We start from the raw sequence: 14,218 nt of genomic DNA, 5'->3' as shown, positions 1-14,218 counted from the left end.
GAGTCAAAATATATGAAAAAGATATTATATTCAGTCCTTACCGTTCTTGCTTTGGTGGGTACGACAAGTTGTTCTGACTTCTTGGATGACCAGAAACCGCAGGGCGTGCTCGACAGCGATATGGTGAAGGAGCCAAGCAATGTGGATAATCTTGTTATCTCGGCTTACGCTGTCTTCACAACAGCCGAAGATGTCAACTCTTCCTTCTCGATGTGGAACTTCGATGTTCGCAGCGATGATGCCTATAAGGGTGGCAACGGAACCAGTGATGGTGACGTATTCCATCAGTTGGAGATAGAGCAGGGTGTGCTTACTACCAACTGGAATATCAACGATATGTGGGTGCGCCTTTACAACTGTATCTCACGTGTCAACTCAGCCATCTCTGTGCTTGAGACCACCAGCGACAGCTATCAGCTCAAGGATCAGCGTTTAGGCGAGATGAAGTTCTTGCGTGCCTACGCCCACTTCCTGCTGAAGCGTCTCTACAAGAACATTCCTTTCATCATGGATGCCAACCTGAAGCAGGAAGACTACAATACCCTTTCCAACACTGAGTTCAACAACGATGAGGGTTGGCAGCAAATTATCAACGATGTGGAGTATGCCTATAGTGTGCTTCCAGTGAAGCAGACCGATAAGGGCCGTCCTTCCAAGGCTGCAGCTGCAGCCTTCCTCACCAAGGCTTATCTCTATAAGGCTTATCGCCAGGACGATCCTTCATCCAATCAGGTGACCAGCATCAACAGAGAAGACTTGCTAAAGGTCATTGAGTATAGCAATCCTGACATCTATAGCGCAGGTGGCTTCGATCTCGAGGCTGACTTCCACAACAACTTCCGTCCTGAGACACAGTACGAGAATGGTGTGGAGAGCATCTGGGCCATGCAGTATTCTATCAACGACGGTACCAAGAATGGTAACCTGAACTGGAGCTATGGTCTTATCGTGCCTAATATCCCTGGTGTTACCGATGGAGGTTGTGACTTCTACAAGCCCAGTCAGAATCTTGTGAACGCCTATCGTACCGATGCCGACGGTCATCCTTTCATTGACACCTTTAATAATAAGGACTACGATTTGACACAGGATGCTGACCCACGTCTGTTCCTCACTGTAGGTCTGACTGGTCTTCCATACGAGTTCAACAGCAAGTACATGATGGATGCCAGCTCCACATGGAGCCGTTCTAATGGACTTTATGGTTATTATGTAACCTTGAAGCAGAACGTAGATCCTGATTGTGGTTACATGGTAAAGGGCTCTTGGTGGGGTACACCAATGAACCGCATCGTGTTCCGTTATGCCGACGTACTCTTGGAGCGTGCTGAGGCTTATGCGCAGCTCAACGAGACGGGTGAGGCCATCAAGCTGGTCAACAAGATTCGCCTGCGTGCCAAGCAGAGTACAGGTATGATAGCTAATTATCCTTCTGACTATGGCGTGAAGTTCAATATCTCTACCTATAATGGTTCTTACAGCCAGGAAGATGCTCTGAAGATTGTGAAGATGGAGCGTCGTTTGGAGATGGGTATGGAGAGTGAACGCTTCTTCGACCTCGTGAGATGGGGTGAGGCAGAGAAGGTGCTCAACAAGTACTTTGCTGAGGAGACCAACAACTGCTCTATCTATGGAGAAGCTCACTTTACAGCCAACAAGAACGAATATCTGCCAATACCTTTCTCACAGGTAGCGGCTTCCGACGGACATTACACACAGAACATAGGAGGATGGTAATATGAAGAAATTATTATTTATATTGATGGGCATTCTTGCCCTCACAGCCTGCAGCGAGGATAATGTGTCCGACCTGCAGCTCACAGGAGGCTGTTCTGTTACTGAACTGGCACTCGATGATTATGAAGGAACAGTAGACAAGGCTGCACGTACCATTACCGTACGCGTGCCTGAGACCTACGACATCAGTCAGATGACCTTGAGCAAACTCACACTCAGCGATGGTGCTGTGTGTGATGCCAAGGTGGGCGACAAGATGAATATGCTCCTTGCACAGACCTTGCGCGTGAAGAATGGCGATGTGTTCCTCGACTGGACTCTCGTTGCCAAGCGCGATGAGGCAAAGATTCTCTCTTTCAAGGTGAATGGTATCTATACAGGAGTCATAAACGAGAGCAACAAGACCATTAACATTAATGTGCCAAAGACGGTGGACATCACCAAGCTGATACCTTCTATCAAGGTGAGCGAGAATGCTACTGTCGCACCTGTTTCGGGTGCACCAGTCGACTTCACGAATCCTGTGGTCTATACCGTAACCAACAATACGGCTACAAGCACTTACACCGTAACCGTCAATCAGATAGGCAAGCCTACTGCTGTATTCGCAAGCTTGGCTCTGACGATGGACGAACTGGTGCCTGAGGAGAAGGCTGCCTGCGAGTGGATGCTCGCGAATGTGGACAACTCTATCTATGCTTCGTTTACTGATATCAAGAATGGCAATGTAGACTTGAGTGAGTGTAAGGTGATATGGTGGCACTTCCACAAAGACGGTGGAGTGGACGGTAAGGCAAAATTCGAGCAGGCTGCTCCTGAGGCTATTGCCGCACAGGCTGTGCTGAGAGACTACTATAAGGCTGGTGGTTCCTTCCTCTTCACACGTTACGCTACCAATATGCCTGGTGAGTTGGGTATCGACAAGAACGGATTGGCACCTAATAACTGCTGGGGACAGGTGGAGAATGATGCCGAGACTTGTGGAGGTCCTTGGGAATTCAAGATGGGCAATGATGCTGCAGGATATCATTCTGACCACGCCCTCTATCAGGGACTGGTGAAAGGTGATGACGCCAACAGTGTATACACTACTGATGCCAACTACCGCATAACCAACTCTACAGCTCAATGGCATATTGGAACTGACTGGGGTGGTTTTGACAACTATGCCGTATGGAGAGAGAAGACTGGTGGTGTCGATCTTGGTTATGGTGGCGATGGAGCCATTGTTGTCTGGGAGTACCCAGCAACAGGTACTTCTGGTAAGACGCTCTGTATAGGTACTGGTTGCTACGATTGGTACAGCGTAGGTCCTTTCACAGAGAAGTTCCATGCTAATGTGGCCCTCATGACCAAGAATGCATTTAATTATCTTATGAACCATTAACAATAAACAAAAATGAAGACAATGATAAATTCTATAATATTGGCATCATGCCTCGCTTTGCCTCTCGCTTCATGCAGCGACAGCGATGCTGCCCCCGAGCAGAAGGACTGGTCTACCACCACTTATTTCAACTCATCCGATGCTGCAGCACAGGATACTTATTACAAGCCTGCTGTGGGCTATGTGGGCGACCCTATGCCTTTCTTCGATCCAGTGGCTGGCGATTTCAAGGTGTTGTATCTGCAGGACTTCCGTCCTAATCCTGAAGGAACTTACCACCCCATCTGGGGTGTAAGTACCAAGGATGCTGCCCACTATACTGCTTTGGGTGAACTGGTTTCTTGTGGCACCCTGAAGTCGCAGGATGCTGCCATCGGTACTGGTTCTACCATCTATGATGAGGCAAGCAAGCTTTACTATACATTCTATACAGGTAATAAGTATAAGCCTACAGGTGACGAGAGCGCACAGGCTGTGATGGTAGCAACTTCTGCTGATTTCAAGACCTGGACCAAGGATCGTACTTTTTTGATCAAAGGTCAGGACTTCGGCTACGATAAGAACGACTTCCGCGACCCATTCGTGTTTAAGGGTGATGATGGCAAGTTCCACATGCTTGTCTCCACCAAGAAGGGTGGCAAGGGTAGCTTAGCTGAGTTCGTATCTGATGACTTGAAGAACTGGACTGACAATGGTGTGTTCATGACCATGATGTGGGACCGTTTCTACGAGTGTCCTGACCTCTTCAAGATGGGCGACTATTGGTACTTGGTGTATAGCGAACTTCATCATGCTGTACGCAGAGTGCAGTATTTCAAGGGAAGAACACTTGACGAGTTGAAGGCTTGTACCGCCAACGATGCGGCAAGATGGCCTGATGCTCACGAAGGTTTCCTCGACAGCCGTGGTCTTTATGCCGGCAAGACTGCCAGCGATGGTACCAACCGCTATTTGTGGGGCTGGTGTCCTACTCGAAGCGGTAAGGACAATACTGCTGTGGGTGCTTCGCCTGCAGAGCCAGAGTGGGCTGGCAACTTGGTTTGCTATAAGCTCATCCAGCATGAGGACGGTACGCTGACACTTGGACAGATTGATGCTGTGAGCGAGAAGTACAACCAGGATGTTGCCGTAGAGGTGAAGGAGAGCCAGAATATGACCGAGGCAGATGGCACTTATACGCTTGCAGGCAATGCCGAGCAGCCTGATGCCTACATGCTGATGGGCCGCTTGGGCAGTCACAACAAGATCAGCTTCACCGTCACCACTTCCAACAAATGGGATAAGTTTGGTATCTCTATGGTTCGTGGCTCTGACTCTAAGAAGTATTACACCATGGTTGTCAACCCTGAGAACGAGAACGTCCGCAAGGTAAACTTCGAGGAACAAGGCGTAGAGGGTAAGGGCTTCATTGCCGGAATCGATGGTTACGTGTTTGCCCGTCCTGCCGACAATGTGTACAACATCACTATCTATACCGACAACAGCATCTGTGTAATGTACATCAATGATGTCTGCAGCTATACCAACCGTATCTATGGCATCCAGAAGAACTGCTGGAGTATCAATAGCTATAATGGCGCCAACGTCAAGATTAGCAATCTGAAAATTAGTCAGTATTAATTGAGAAAGTAGATCAGACACATCGTTTTTCAAAACACCATAACTTTGCGAGGCTCATCTCCCTTTTTGGGGGATGGGCCTTTTTCGTTTTTTTAGGAATCTTCCCCATTTACGAAAATGAGAATGAAAAAATACAGCTACATGAACTCATATTCGGAAGGTTAGGAGCAGAGTTCTGAATGGACTTCAATCAATACGGGGAACTACTCATCCCATTCCTCGAATTCCAATTCCAGTTCCTTGTACTCGGGTTTGTGGGTGCTGTTCTCACGGTCTTCTTTCTTGGCTTCTTCGCTTGTGGCATTGCTCACTGAGAGGCCAATGAGGCGGATGGGGTGGGCGGAGGAATACTCCACCTGCTTGAGCAGAAGTTTGGAGAGAGGCAGTATGTCGGCCTTGCTCTTCAGAATCTTGTCTTGCGAGATGCTTCTTGTTATCTGGGTGAAGTCGGCAAACTTGATTTTCAGGGTGAGGGTGCGGCCTTCGAACTCGCTGCGTTCTATGCGGGTAAGCAACTCCAGGACGGTGTGATAGAGTTGTATGATGACGGCAGAGGGAGTGTATATATCCTCTAAAAAAGTCTGCTCGCATCCCACAGACTTCCTTTCGCGATACGTAACGACGGGGCGATTGTCGATGCCACGTGCAAAATGGTAGAAGACATGACCAGCCTTGCCAAAAACCTCGACGAGATGCTGTTCTGAAACCTTACGCAGGTCGGCTCCGCGGTAAATTCCCATGTAGTGCATCTTCTGCAGAGTCTTCTTGCCTACGCCCCAAAAATCTTCCACGGGCAGTTGAGAGATAAAGTCGAGAGCCTTGTCGGGGTGAATGGTGCAGATGCCGTCGGGCTTACGATAGTCGGAAGCCACCTTGGCGAGAAACTTGCAATAGCTGATACCTGCCGATGCGGTGAGTCCTGTCTCGGCTTTGATGCGTGCCTTGATTTCGCGTGCCACATCTACAGCCAGCTCTATACCTTTCTTATTATGGGTGACATCGAGAAAGGCCTCGTCGATAGAGATAGGTTCTATGAGGTCGGTATAATCCTGAAAGATGTGGTGAATCTGCTGCGACACCTCTTTATAATGTTCGTGTCGGCAAGGTACGATGATGAGGTCGGGGCAGAGGCGTTTTGCCTGTGCGATAGACTGTGCAGAATGTACGCCGAAGCGACGTGCCTCATAGCTGGCTGTTGACACCACACCCCGTGGACCGTCGAAGCCTACCGCAATGGGTTTGCCCCGAAGTTCCGGATTGTCTCTTTGCTCTACTGCCGCGAAGAAGGCATCCATATCAATGTGAATGATCTTTCTATTCTCCATTCTCATGCAAAAATACAAATAAATCCTTGTTTATGCAAATTTCATTTCTATCTTTCTCAACTTTCGCTGGGTTCAGAAGTTATAGATGTTAGAGAAGATATCACTCTCTTCGGACGTTAGAAGTTTTAGCCATCAGACGTCGTTTTCGCATCCCTATAGGGACGAGGCTTCATCCCTATAGGGACTGAGGTCAATCTTCCATACGGAATGGTGCCGTAAACGTTGTTTCTTTCATTGCTCCATACGGAATGGTGCCGTAAACGTTGTTTCTTTCATTGCTCCATACGGAATGGTGCTGTAAACGTTGTTTCTTTCATTGCTCCATATGGAATTGTGCCGTAAACGTTGTTTCTAACAGCACGCCTGTAGGAAGGGAAGAAGCTCTTAGCCCGTACTTAAACCACTTGCGAAACTTGAGTAAATATAGAAAAAAGAATCGAATAATCCAAGTGTTTTAATAAAATTGTTATCGCAATAGGGGTTTACCTAACATTGTCTTTGACTTCTCAAACTTTCGAAACAAGCGAAAGTTCTCATACTTAAATAGAGAATTTTGTGATAAAATAATTAATGGCAGCCAGCAATTCGTCAAGATTATTTTTGATAACGTCTAATACAATATCTCCGTCAATATCAAAATAGCCATGTGCAATATGGTTACGAATGCCTATGACATCTTGCCAAGGTATTTCTGGACGTTCATCTAACAAACGGGATTGGGTTAATTTATCTATCTGTTTAACCCCTTCTCCAATAGCCTCTATAAGCATACAACTGGCTGCAAGATTTTTCATGCCTTCTGGCGTACTATAGTAATCATCTACATTTTGTATATCCTTATTCCAATCTTGCAATTGTTCTATAGCTTTTTTTATTTGCAATAAGGTACCTGCTATTCTATTTGATAATGTATATTCCGTCATGTTCTATTTCTTTAAGAAGGTATGGATTGATACGTTTGTGTATTCTTACTATATCGACTGAGCATTCCAGTAAGTTTTCTAAAAAGCGCTTAAGTCTAACAACAAGAAACATTTTCGGTTCCATATCTACACATATATCAACATCGCTACCTTCTTTCTGTTCATTTCTGGAAACAGAACCAAAGAGACGTAATGATTTTACTCCGAAGTTACTTTTTAGTTCCTCGGCGTGAGATAATATCAGCGAAATGTAGTATTCTCTTGACTTCATAATCATTGTCTTTTTATTCAGGTATGGATAATGCAAATCGAATCTTTTTGTTTTTACTCTTCTTCATAATCTTCAGTTATAATATAAGCACGCTGCAAATATAGAAAAAAGAATCGAATAATCCAAGTATTTTAATAAAATTGTTATCGCAAAAGAGGTAACTTTCAAACTAAACCTGAAGGTTGACGATAAGGTAGCTGTTAATATAAAAAAAGGTGTGCCACAAATCCATGGCACACCCCTTATGTAAAGATAAGTGTGATTTTACTTCTGGCACTCCTTGCAAGGTGTCCAGGGTTTCAGCTGCTTGAAGAAGTCGTTGCCCTTGTCGTCTACGAGGATGAATGCAGGGAAGTCTTCTACGGTAATCTTCCAGATAGCCTCCATGCCGAGCTCAGGATACTCTACGCACTCGATGCTCTTGATGGAACTCTGAGACAGAACGGCAGCTACACCACCGATAGTACCGAGGTAGAAACCACCATGCTTCTTGCAGGCCTCTGTCACGATGTCGCCACGGTTGCCCTTGGCAATCATGACCAAGCTGGCACCATGATCCTGGAACTCGTCAACGTATGGGTCCATACGATTGGCTGTGGTAGGACCCATAGAGCCACATGGATAACCCTCTGGAGTCTTGGCAGGACCAGCATAGAGGATAGGGTGGTTCTTGAAGTACTCTGGCATCTCCTCGCCAGCATCCAAGCGAGCCTTGAGCTTGGCATGAGCGATGTCACGAGCCACGATGATGGTTCCCTTCAGGTTGACACGGGTGCTGACAGGATATTTGCTCAACTCAGCGCGTACGGCGTCGATACCCTTGTCGAGGTCGATCTCGATACCCTTGGTACCCTCACCTGGGTTGCGGAGTTCCTCAGGAATCAACTCTGTTGGGTTCTCGTCCATCTTCTCCAACCAGATACCGTCCTTGTTGATCTTAGCCTTGATGTTGCGGTCGGCAGAGCAGCTTACACCCATACCGATAGGGCAGCTGGCACCATGACGAGGCAGACGGATGACACGGATGTCGTGAGCCAAGTACTTACCACCAAACTGTGCACCCAAGCCAATCTTGTGAGCCTCATCGAGGAGCTTGTTCTCCAAGTCTATGTCGCGGAAGGCACGACCAGTCTCATCACCTGTTGTAGGCAACTCATCATAGTACTTGATAGAAGCCAGCTTCACGGTAAGGAGGTTCTTCTCGGCAGAAGTACCACCGATAACGAATGCGATGTGGTAAGGAGGACATGCTGCTGTACCGAGGCTCTTCATCTTCTCAACGAGGAATGGGAGTAATGTACCCTCATTCTGGATAGTGGCCTTGGTCATAGGGTAGAAGTAGGTCTTGTTGGCAGAACCGCCACCCTTGGCAACCATCACGAAGCGATACTCGTCGCCCTCTGTAGCCTCGATATCGATCTGGGCAGGCAGGTTGCAACGGGTATTTACCTCATCATACATGTTGAGAGGAGCATTCTGTGAATAGCGAAGGTTGTCCTGTGTGTATGTGTTGTAAACACCCAAACTCAAAGCCTCTTCGTCCTCGAAGTCGGTCCATACACGCTGACCCTTCTCGCCATGAATGATGGCAGTACCTGTATCCTGGCAGAATGGGAGGATGCCCTTCACGGCAGTCTCTGCATTGCGGAGGAACTGGAGAGCTACGTATTTGTCGTTCTCAGATGCCTCTGGGTCGGTCAAAATCTTAGCTACCTGTGCATTGTGCTCACGACGGAGCATGAACTCTACGTCGTGGAAACCCTGCTGTGCGAGCAGGGTAAGTGCTTCCTTTGAAACCTTGAGGATTGTTTTTCCCTCGAATTCTGCTGTGCTTACGCCTTCTTTTGAGATAAGGCGATACTCTGTCTTGTCCTCTCCAAGCTGAAACATTGGAGCGTACTTAAAATCTGGAGCTTTTGCCATAATGTTTTTTGTTGTTATTATACTGTTGAAATATTCAAGTTGTTTTGTTTTGTCAAGAATTTGAGAATTAAAGAATTTTTCCTTCCCCTTATCTGTTGAATTATTGAGAAAGAAGTTCGCACAGCGAACAGACTTCCTGCCAATCTTCATTCTTCCTAATGATTAGCCTTGGAATATTCTTAAATTCTCAAATTCTTGATAAAAAATCAGAATCCGAAGATCTCTTCCTGAGAGAGGCGCTTGATAGGCGCAATCTTCTCGAGGCTCTTCATGTCGAGGTCTTTCTCGTTGCCGAGGATGACCATGCGGTAAGGCTTGCCTACGATATTCTGCTTCTCGAAGTTAGTGATGTCCTGAAGTGTCACGTTCTGGAGCGCCTCATAGAGTTTCTTGTTGGGATCGTAGTCGAGTCCCTTCAGCTTGGCATTGAAGTAAGCGTAGAGCACATTGTCCTTAGTGGTACGCATACTCTGCAGGCTCTTGATGAGGCTCTGCTTAGCCAGGTTGAATGCAGCCTCGTTCTGTGGCAGGTTGTTGATGATCTCGTTGAACACGTTGATGCAGTCCATCATCTTGTCGCTCTGCGAGATGATATGAGTGAAGAAGTATTCTGTATCGTTCTTACGACCAGGGCGTACATAATAAGAACCTGCGTTGTAAGCCAGACCTCTTGTTTCGCGGAGTTCCTGGAAGACGATGGCGTTCATGCTTCCGCCAAAGTACTCATTGAAGAGTCCTACTACGGCAGCATTGTCGTCGGTGAAAGTCTTACCCTCGTTCTGGTACTGGCGCAGATAGATGTTCTTAGCCTCGTAGGGAGCAATGAGAATCTCGTTGCTCTGTGGCTGCTGCTTGGTGTACTCCTTGCCCTGTGGAGCAGGGATGAGTTTCTTGCCAGTCTTATGTTCTTTGGCGAGGAGGCTGTTGAGCTGTTTCTCGCTGTAAGGACCATAATAGAATACGGTGTGCTCGATATTGTCGAGTGCGCCCAGAAGGTTGATCAGCTCCTGTGGATCCATCTTGCGAAGGTCGGCAGGGAGAATCTGATTGCGGCTTGGATTGTAAGGACCATATACGCAATAGTCCCACAAGCGTGAGAAGTTGGCCTTCTGGTTGGCCTTCATGTCGTTGCCATTCTTCTCTACGAGGTCCACATACTGGTTCCATGAAGTCTTGTCGGCTTTGGCATGATGCAGCAAGTCCTCCAAGAGGCTGAGTGCCTTAGGAAGGTTCTCGTTCAGACCATTGATGTTGATGCTGAGGCTCTTGGTGCCCTGAGCCACACTATAGTTGCAGGCAATGTTATAGAAAGCCTGTTTGATTTCAGAGACGGTCTTCTTGTCGGTACCTATGTAGCCGAGATAATCAGCAGCATAGCTGTAGCGCAAGTCATCCTCGTCGCCCAACTCATAACGGAAGGAGAGGTTGAAGAGGTCGTCCTGTGTGTTCTGTTTGTAGAGCAAAGGCAGCTTTTTGCTGGTCTTGGTGACGGTGAGGTCTTTCTTGAAGTCGAGGAACTCAGGCTGTATAGGAGCCACTTCTGCGTTCTTGATTTCTTTGACGAAATCGCTCTCATACTCGCGGTTGGCAGGTATAGGAGTGATGGCAGGCTTCTCAATCTTTTTGAGCGTCTTGTCCTCGCCGATGCGCTTGTATACACATACGAAGTTGTCGGCACGCAGATGCTTGTTGGCAAAGTCGATGATATCTTTCTTGGTCAACTTGCTCTGGCGGTCGAGCTGCTTGGCTACGTCTTCCCATTTCTGATCGTTGATGAAGGCGTCCACCATGATGCTGGCTCGGTTCTCGTTGTCGTCGAGTCCTTTGTAGAAGTTGAGCTTCTTGTTTGCCATGACAGCAGGAAGCAATTCGTCGGCAAACTCGCCACGGCGCAACTTGTCCATCTCGTCAAGTACGAGGGCACGTGTGTCTTCGAGCTTTTGTCCCTTGTTGGGCAGTGCCTGAACGATGAAAGCGGTGTAGTCGTGCAGACCATAGTTGAAGGCTCCTGCAGAGGCGAGTTTCATCTTCTGTTCCAGGTCTACCTCGAAGAGTCCTGCCTTGCCGTTGGCGAGCAGGTCGCTGATGACATCGAGGGTGTCGTTCTGCTGGTCGTTGACGCCCTTGAAGAGCCATGCCAGCATCATGTTTTCCTGCTCCTTACCGACAACCGTGGTGTCCTTTACTGCTGTGATGGCAGGCTGTGCCTCGAACTCAGGGCGTGACAGGTTGTCGCTCTTCTTCCATGAGCCAAAGTACTGGTCGATGAGAGCTATGGTCTTGTCGGGGTCAAAGTCGCCAGCCATGACGATAGCCACATTGTTTGGCACATAGTAACGGTGGAAATAGTTCTGTATGTTGATGATGCTTGGGTTCTTGAGGTGCTCCTGCTCGCCGATGGTAGTCTGTGTGCCATAAGGATGGGTAGGAGTGAGGAGGTTCCAGAGAGCAGCAAACTCCTTGGTGGCATCGCTTGCCATGGAGATGTTCTTCTCCTCGTACACAGCCTCCAGCTCTGTATGGAAGCCACGGATGACCATGTTCTGGAAGCGGTCGCTCTGTACCTTGGCCCAGTTTTCTATCTCATTGTTTGGGATGTTCTCCACGTAGCAGGTGACATCATTGCTGGTATAGGCGTTTGTTCCCTCGCTACCGATGCTCGACATGAGCTTGTCGTACTCGTTGGGGATGTTGTATTTGGCAGCCAACTGTGAGATGGAGTCAATCTCGTGGTAAGCCTGCTTGCGCTGTGCTGGGTCGGTGAGCTTACGATAGGTTTCGTAGCGGCGGGTTATCTCGTCGAGGTATGGCTTCTCCTTGGCGGCATCGATGGTGCCAAACTTCTTGGTGCCTTTGAACATCAGGTGCTCCAGATAGTGAGCCAGACCAGTAGTCTCGGCAGGGTCATTACGCGAACCTGTTTTTACAGCGATGTTGACCTGCAAGCGAGGCTTCTCCTTGTTAACTGACATGTATACCTTCAGACCATTGTCGAGAGTATAGATGCGTGTTTGCATTGCATCGCCTGGTACGGTGGTGTAATGATAGTCTTTTGCGCTGGCACAAAGCGCACCCGATGTGAAGAGTGCCGCCAGCATGATAGATTTTAAACTCATACTTTTATGATTTTATGTTGTATAAATGATTTTCTTTGTTGGACTTTTTATGTGGCAGGACTGATGGAGTTGGCAAAGTGCAGGAAGGTGTCTTCGTCCACATCGCCCAAGTCGTATTCCTTCTGCGCATCTTTTCTGATGGCTTCGGTCCATAGCGATTTTGCCTCGTCGGCTCTGGTTTCGATCAGAGAGAAGGCTGCCGGTGTGGCTTCTTCGTAGAGCTGTCGGATGAGGCTGAAGGCATAAGCTTGATTGAAATCGGCATAATGGCTGTGAGCCTCGGACAATGCGTTGATAACAGACTCAATGTCTTCGGTTGTTCCGTCGATGATGCCTTCGACGAGCTGATTCTCCAAAGCCTGCGGCAGGAGCAGCCCACCCAGATCGGTCCATGCTTCTTCGCCATTGTGGATGGCCTGTTCGGACAGTGGGGTATATTCATGTCCTTCTTCTTCTGCTGCTTCAGGAAGCGTGGCCTTCTTGATGACTTGACCTAAGTAGAGACTGATGAGCATGTCGTAGAAGCGGATGCCGGAAAGGAGTGAGCTGCGCGGAATGGTGAGTCCCTGATAGTGGTATTCCTGGCATTGAGTTCCGCAAGTGGTGCAGAGCTCTTGCAGAATGCGCCTTCCTTCTGTCGCCTTGCTGATGACAAAAGGCGAGAGCCACTCTTGGTTGATGATGCTCTTGCGGTGCTCGGCTGGTCGTAGGTCGCGCTTGGGCCACTTGTTGATGTCGCGGTAAAGTCCTACAGTGACAAGGTTTCTGCCAGGGATGAGTATGGTCTTCTCTCCCTCGCCAATAATATAGGAGAAGGGGAAGGAGGTTGTGTCGGGATGAGCCATGGTCTTGCCAAGACATACGGAGTAAGCACCGATGTGGGCAGGCAGGAAAAGGTAGGAGCCGCTGGCTGTCTTGGTGCCTCTCTCCAGGATGCCCCAGTGGATGGGACCCATCTTGTAGGCATGGTTGCTGAAGTTGGTGGCAGAACCGGCATTATAGAACGAAACCTGGCTTCCGATGATGAGCGAACTCTTGTGATGAGAGGCTGAGAACGGACCGCAGAAGGCGGCACATGCTTCGCCATTGCTCATTACCGAGTTGGCAAAGAATACCGATGCCGATGCGGTGAAGCTGTTGTTTATCTGGCAGGCTTCTCCCACGAAACAGTCTTGCAGGTTGGCTCCGTTGGTGATGCTTGCCCCATGGTCGATGATAGTGTTTTCGGCTATGACACCCGTTCCTATATAAACGCTGCTGGTAGCATCTCCCAGGAGGGTGCAGTCACTCAGCCGCTCTGCTCCGTTCACCTCGCAGTAGTCGTTGATGATGCAGTTGATAATCTCCTTGGTGTTGGCTATCTTCACATTGTTGCCTATCAGTCCGCGTTCGGGCAGTCGGCTGCTAACATATGCTCTGACGAGCTGGAAAAGTGTCTCACGGAACTCCTTGTTATGAGAATGCTTGAGCATGAGTGCTGCCAACTGACTGCTCAGTTCGGAGAAAGAGATGATGTTCCCATCGCCAGCCTCGTTGAGTACACTGATGACATTGGCTTCTCCATAGGTAGCTCCCTCTGTAGTCTCTATTGTGGATACGTTGGACAGGTAGCACTCGTCACCGATGGTATAGTTATTGATGAATCCTCCTATGTTCTCGATGAGGCAATCGTCTCCGATGATGACATTGTGCAAGGTGGCATTGCGGATGCCCGAGTGCTTGTGAAAGCCCGGACTTACCTCGATGCTCTTGTCGAAGCTGCCTATGCAGACTTCTCCGTAGAGCATTACCTGACGCATGTGTTCGGGATTGAAGTCTTCTGCGACGTTGACGGAAGTCCAGTCCTCAGCCCAACAGCCATTCTGTTGCAGCTGTTCTATCTCTTCGGTGGTAAGCGGTCGGTAATCGTTCATAGT

At 48.3% G+C, this 14,218-nt stretch carries 9 protein-coding genes; 3 read left to right on the top strand and 6 right to left on the bottom strand.

The window, feature by feature from the left end:
• The first annotated feature begins 12 nt into the window (after positions 1-12).
• From F7D20_RS05360 to F7D20_RS05350, 3 genes are read left to right on the top strand one after another with little or no spacing between them, the layout of a single operon-like run.
• Positions 13-1,737 carry a RagB/SusD family nutrient uptake outer membrane protein gene (locus F7D20_RS05360; RefSeq protein ID WP_158463156.1) on the top strand — a complete coding sequence of 575 codons (1,725 nt, stop codon included), beginning with the start codon at positions 13-15 and terminating at the stop codon, positions 1,735-1,737.
• Between the two features lies 1 nt (position 1,738).
• Positions 1,739-3,124, top strand: coding sequence for a DUF4960 domain-containing protein (locus F7D20_RS05355; RefSeq protein WP_158463155.1), 1,386 nt, complete (start codon positions 1,739-1,741; stop codon positions 3,122-3,124).
• A 12-nt stretch (positions 3,125-3,136) separates the two neighbouring features.
• Positions 3,137-4,744 carry a glycoside hydrolase domain-containing protein gene (locus F7D20_RS05350; RefSeq protein WP_158463154.1) on the top strand — a complete coding sequence of 536 codons (1,608 nt, stop codon included), beginning with the start codon at positions 3,137-3,139 and terminating at the stop codon, positions 4,742-4,744.
• Between the two features lie 203 nt (positions 4,745-4,947).
• On the opposite strand, the gene dinB is transcribed toward F7D20_RS05350, so the two are convergent.
• The 6 genes from dinB to F7D20_RS05320 form a co-directional block, all read right to left on the bottom strand.
• The gene (gene dinB / locus F7D20_RS05345; protein WP_158463153.1) at positions 4,948-6,069 is read right to left on the bottom strand and encodes a DNA polymerase IV; all 1,122 of its coding nucleotides are present in this window, start codon (positions 6,067-6,069) and stop codon (positions 4,948-4,950) included.
• A 539-nt stretch (positions 6,070-6,608) separates the two neighbouring features.
• Complete coding sequence (locus F7D20_RS05340) at positions 6,609-6,992, bottom strand: HepT-like ribonuclease domain-containing protein (protein ID WP_158463152.1); 384 nt, start codon at positions 6,990-6,992, stop codon at positions 6,609-6,611.
• Positions 6,967-7,263 (bottom strand): nucleotidyltransferase family protein, encoded by a 297-nt coding sequence (locus F7D20_RS05335; protein WP_022252671.1) that lies wholly within the window; start codon positions 7,261-7,263, stop codon positions 6,967-6,969. Before F7D20_RS05335 ends, F7D20_RS05340 begins: the two co-directional genes overlap by 26 nt.
• A gap of 264 nt (positions 7,264-7,527) precedes the next feature.
• Positions 7,528-9,186 (bottom strand): fumarate hydratase, encoded by a 1,659-nt coding sequence (locus F7D20_RS05330; protein ID WP_158463151.1) that lies wholly within the window; start codon positions 9,184-9,186, stop codon positions 7,528-7,530.
• A gap of 206 nt (positions 9,187-9,392) precedes the next feature.
• The gene (locus F7D20_RS05325; RefSeq protein ID WP_158463150.1) at positions 9,393-12,302 is read right to left on the bottom strand and encodes a M16 family metallopeptidase; all 2,910 of its coding nucleotides are present in this window, start codon (positions 12,300-12,302) and stop codon (positions 9,393-9,395) included.
• A gap of 47 nt (positions 12,303-12,349) precedes the next feature.
• Entirely contained in the window at positions 12,350-14,215 is a 1,866-nt protein-coding gene (locus tag F7D20_RS05320) for a DUF4954 family protein (protein ID WP_158463149.1), read from the bottom strand.
• Between the last annotated feature and the right edge of the window lie 3 nt (positions 14,216-14,218).

Source organism: Segatella copri, from assembly GCF_009495355.1.
In the GTDB taxonomy this organism is placed as follows: Bacteria; Bacteroidota; Bacteroidia; order Bacteroidales; family Bacteroidaceae; genus Prevotella.
Note: the sequence above shows the minus strand (reverse complement) of the source record. Positions and strands in the feature narration are given on the sequence as shown.

What these genes read in the sequence shown, in the direction of transcription:
- F7D20_RS05355 (WP_158463155.1), top strand. Translation starts at nt 1,739, where the DNA reads ATGAAGAAATTATTATTTATATTGATGGGCATTCTTGCCCTCACAGCC.
- F7D20_RS05340 (WP_158463152.1), bottom strand. Translation starts at nt 6,992, where the DNA reads ATGACGGAATATACATTATCAAATAGAATAGCAGGTACCTTATTGCAA.
- F7D20_RS05335 (WP_022252671.1), bottom strand. Translation starts at nt 7,263, where the DNA reads ATGAAGTCAAGAGAATACTACATTTCGCTGATATTATCTCACGCCGAG.
- F7D20_RS05330 (WP_158463151.1), bottom strand. Translation starts at nt 9,186, where the DNA reads ATGGCAAAAGCTCCAGATTTTAAGTACGCTCCAATGTTTCAGCTTGGA.
- F7D20_RS05325 (WP_158463150.1), bottom strand. Translation starts at nt 12,302, where the DNA reads ATGAGTTTAAAATCTATCATGCTGGCGGCACTCTTCACATCGGGTGCG.
- F7D20_RS05350 (WP_158463154.1), top strand. Translation starts at nt 3,137, where the DNA reads ATGAAGACAATGATAAATTCTATAATATTGGCATCATGCCTCGCTTTG.
- dinB (WP_158463153.1), bottom strand. Translation starts at nt 6,069, where the DNA reads ATGGAGAATAGAAAGATCATTCACATTGATATGGATGCCTTCTTCGCG.
- F7D20_RS05320 (WP_158463149.1), bottom strand. Translation starts at nt 14,215, where the DNA reads ATGAACGATTACCGACCGCTTACCACCGAAGAGATAGAACAGCTGCAA.
- F7D20_RS05360 (WP_158463156.1), top strand. Translation starts at nt 13, where the DNA reads ATGAAAAAGATATTATATTCAGTCCTTACCGTTCTTGCTTTGGTGGGT.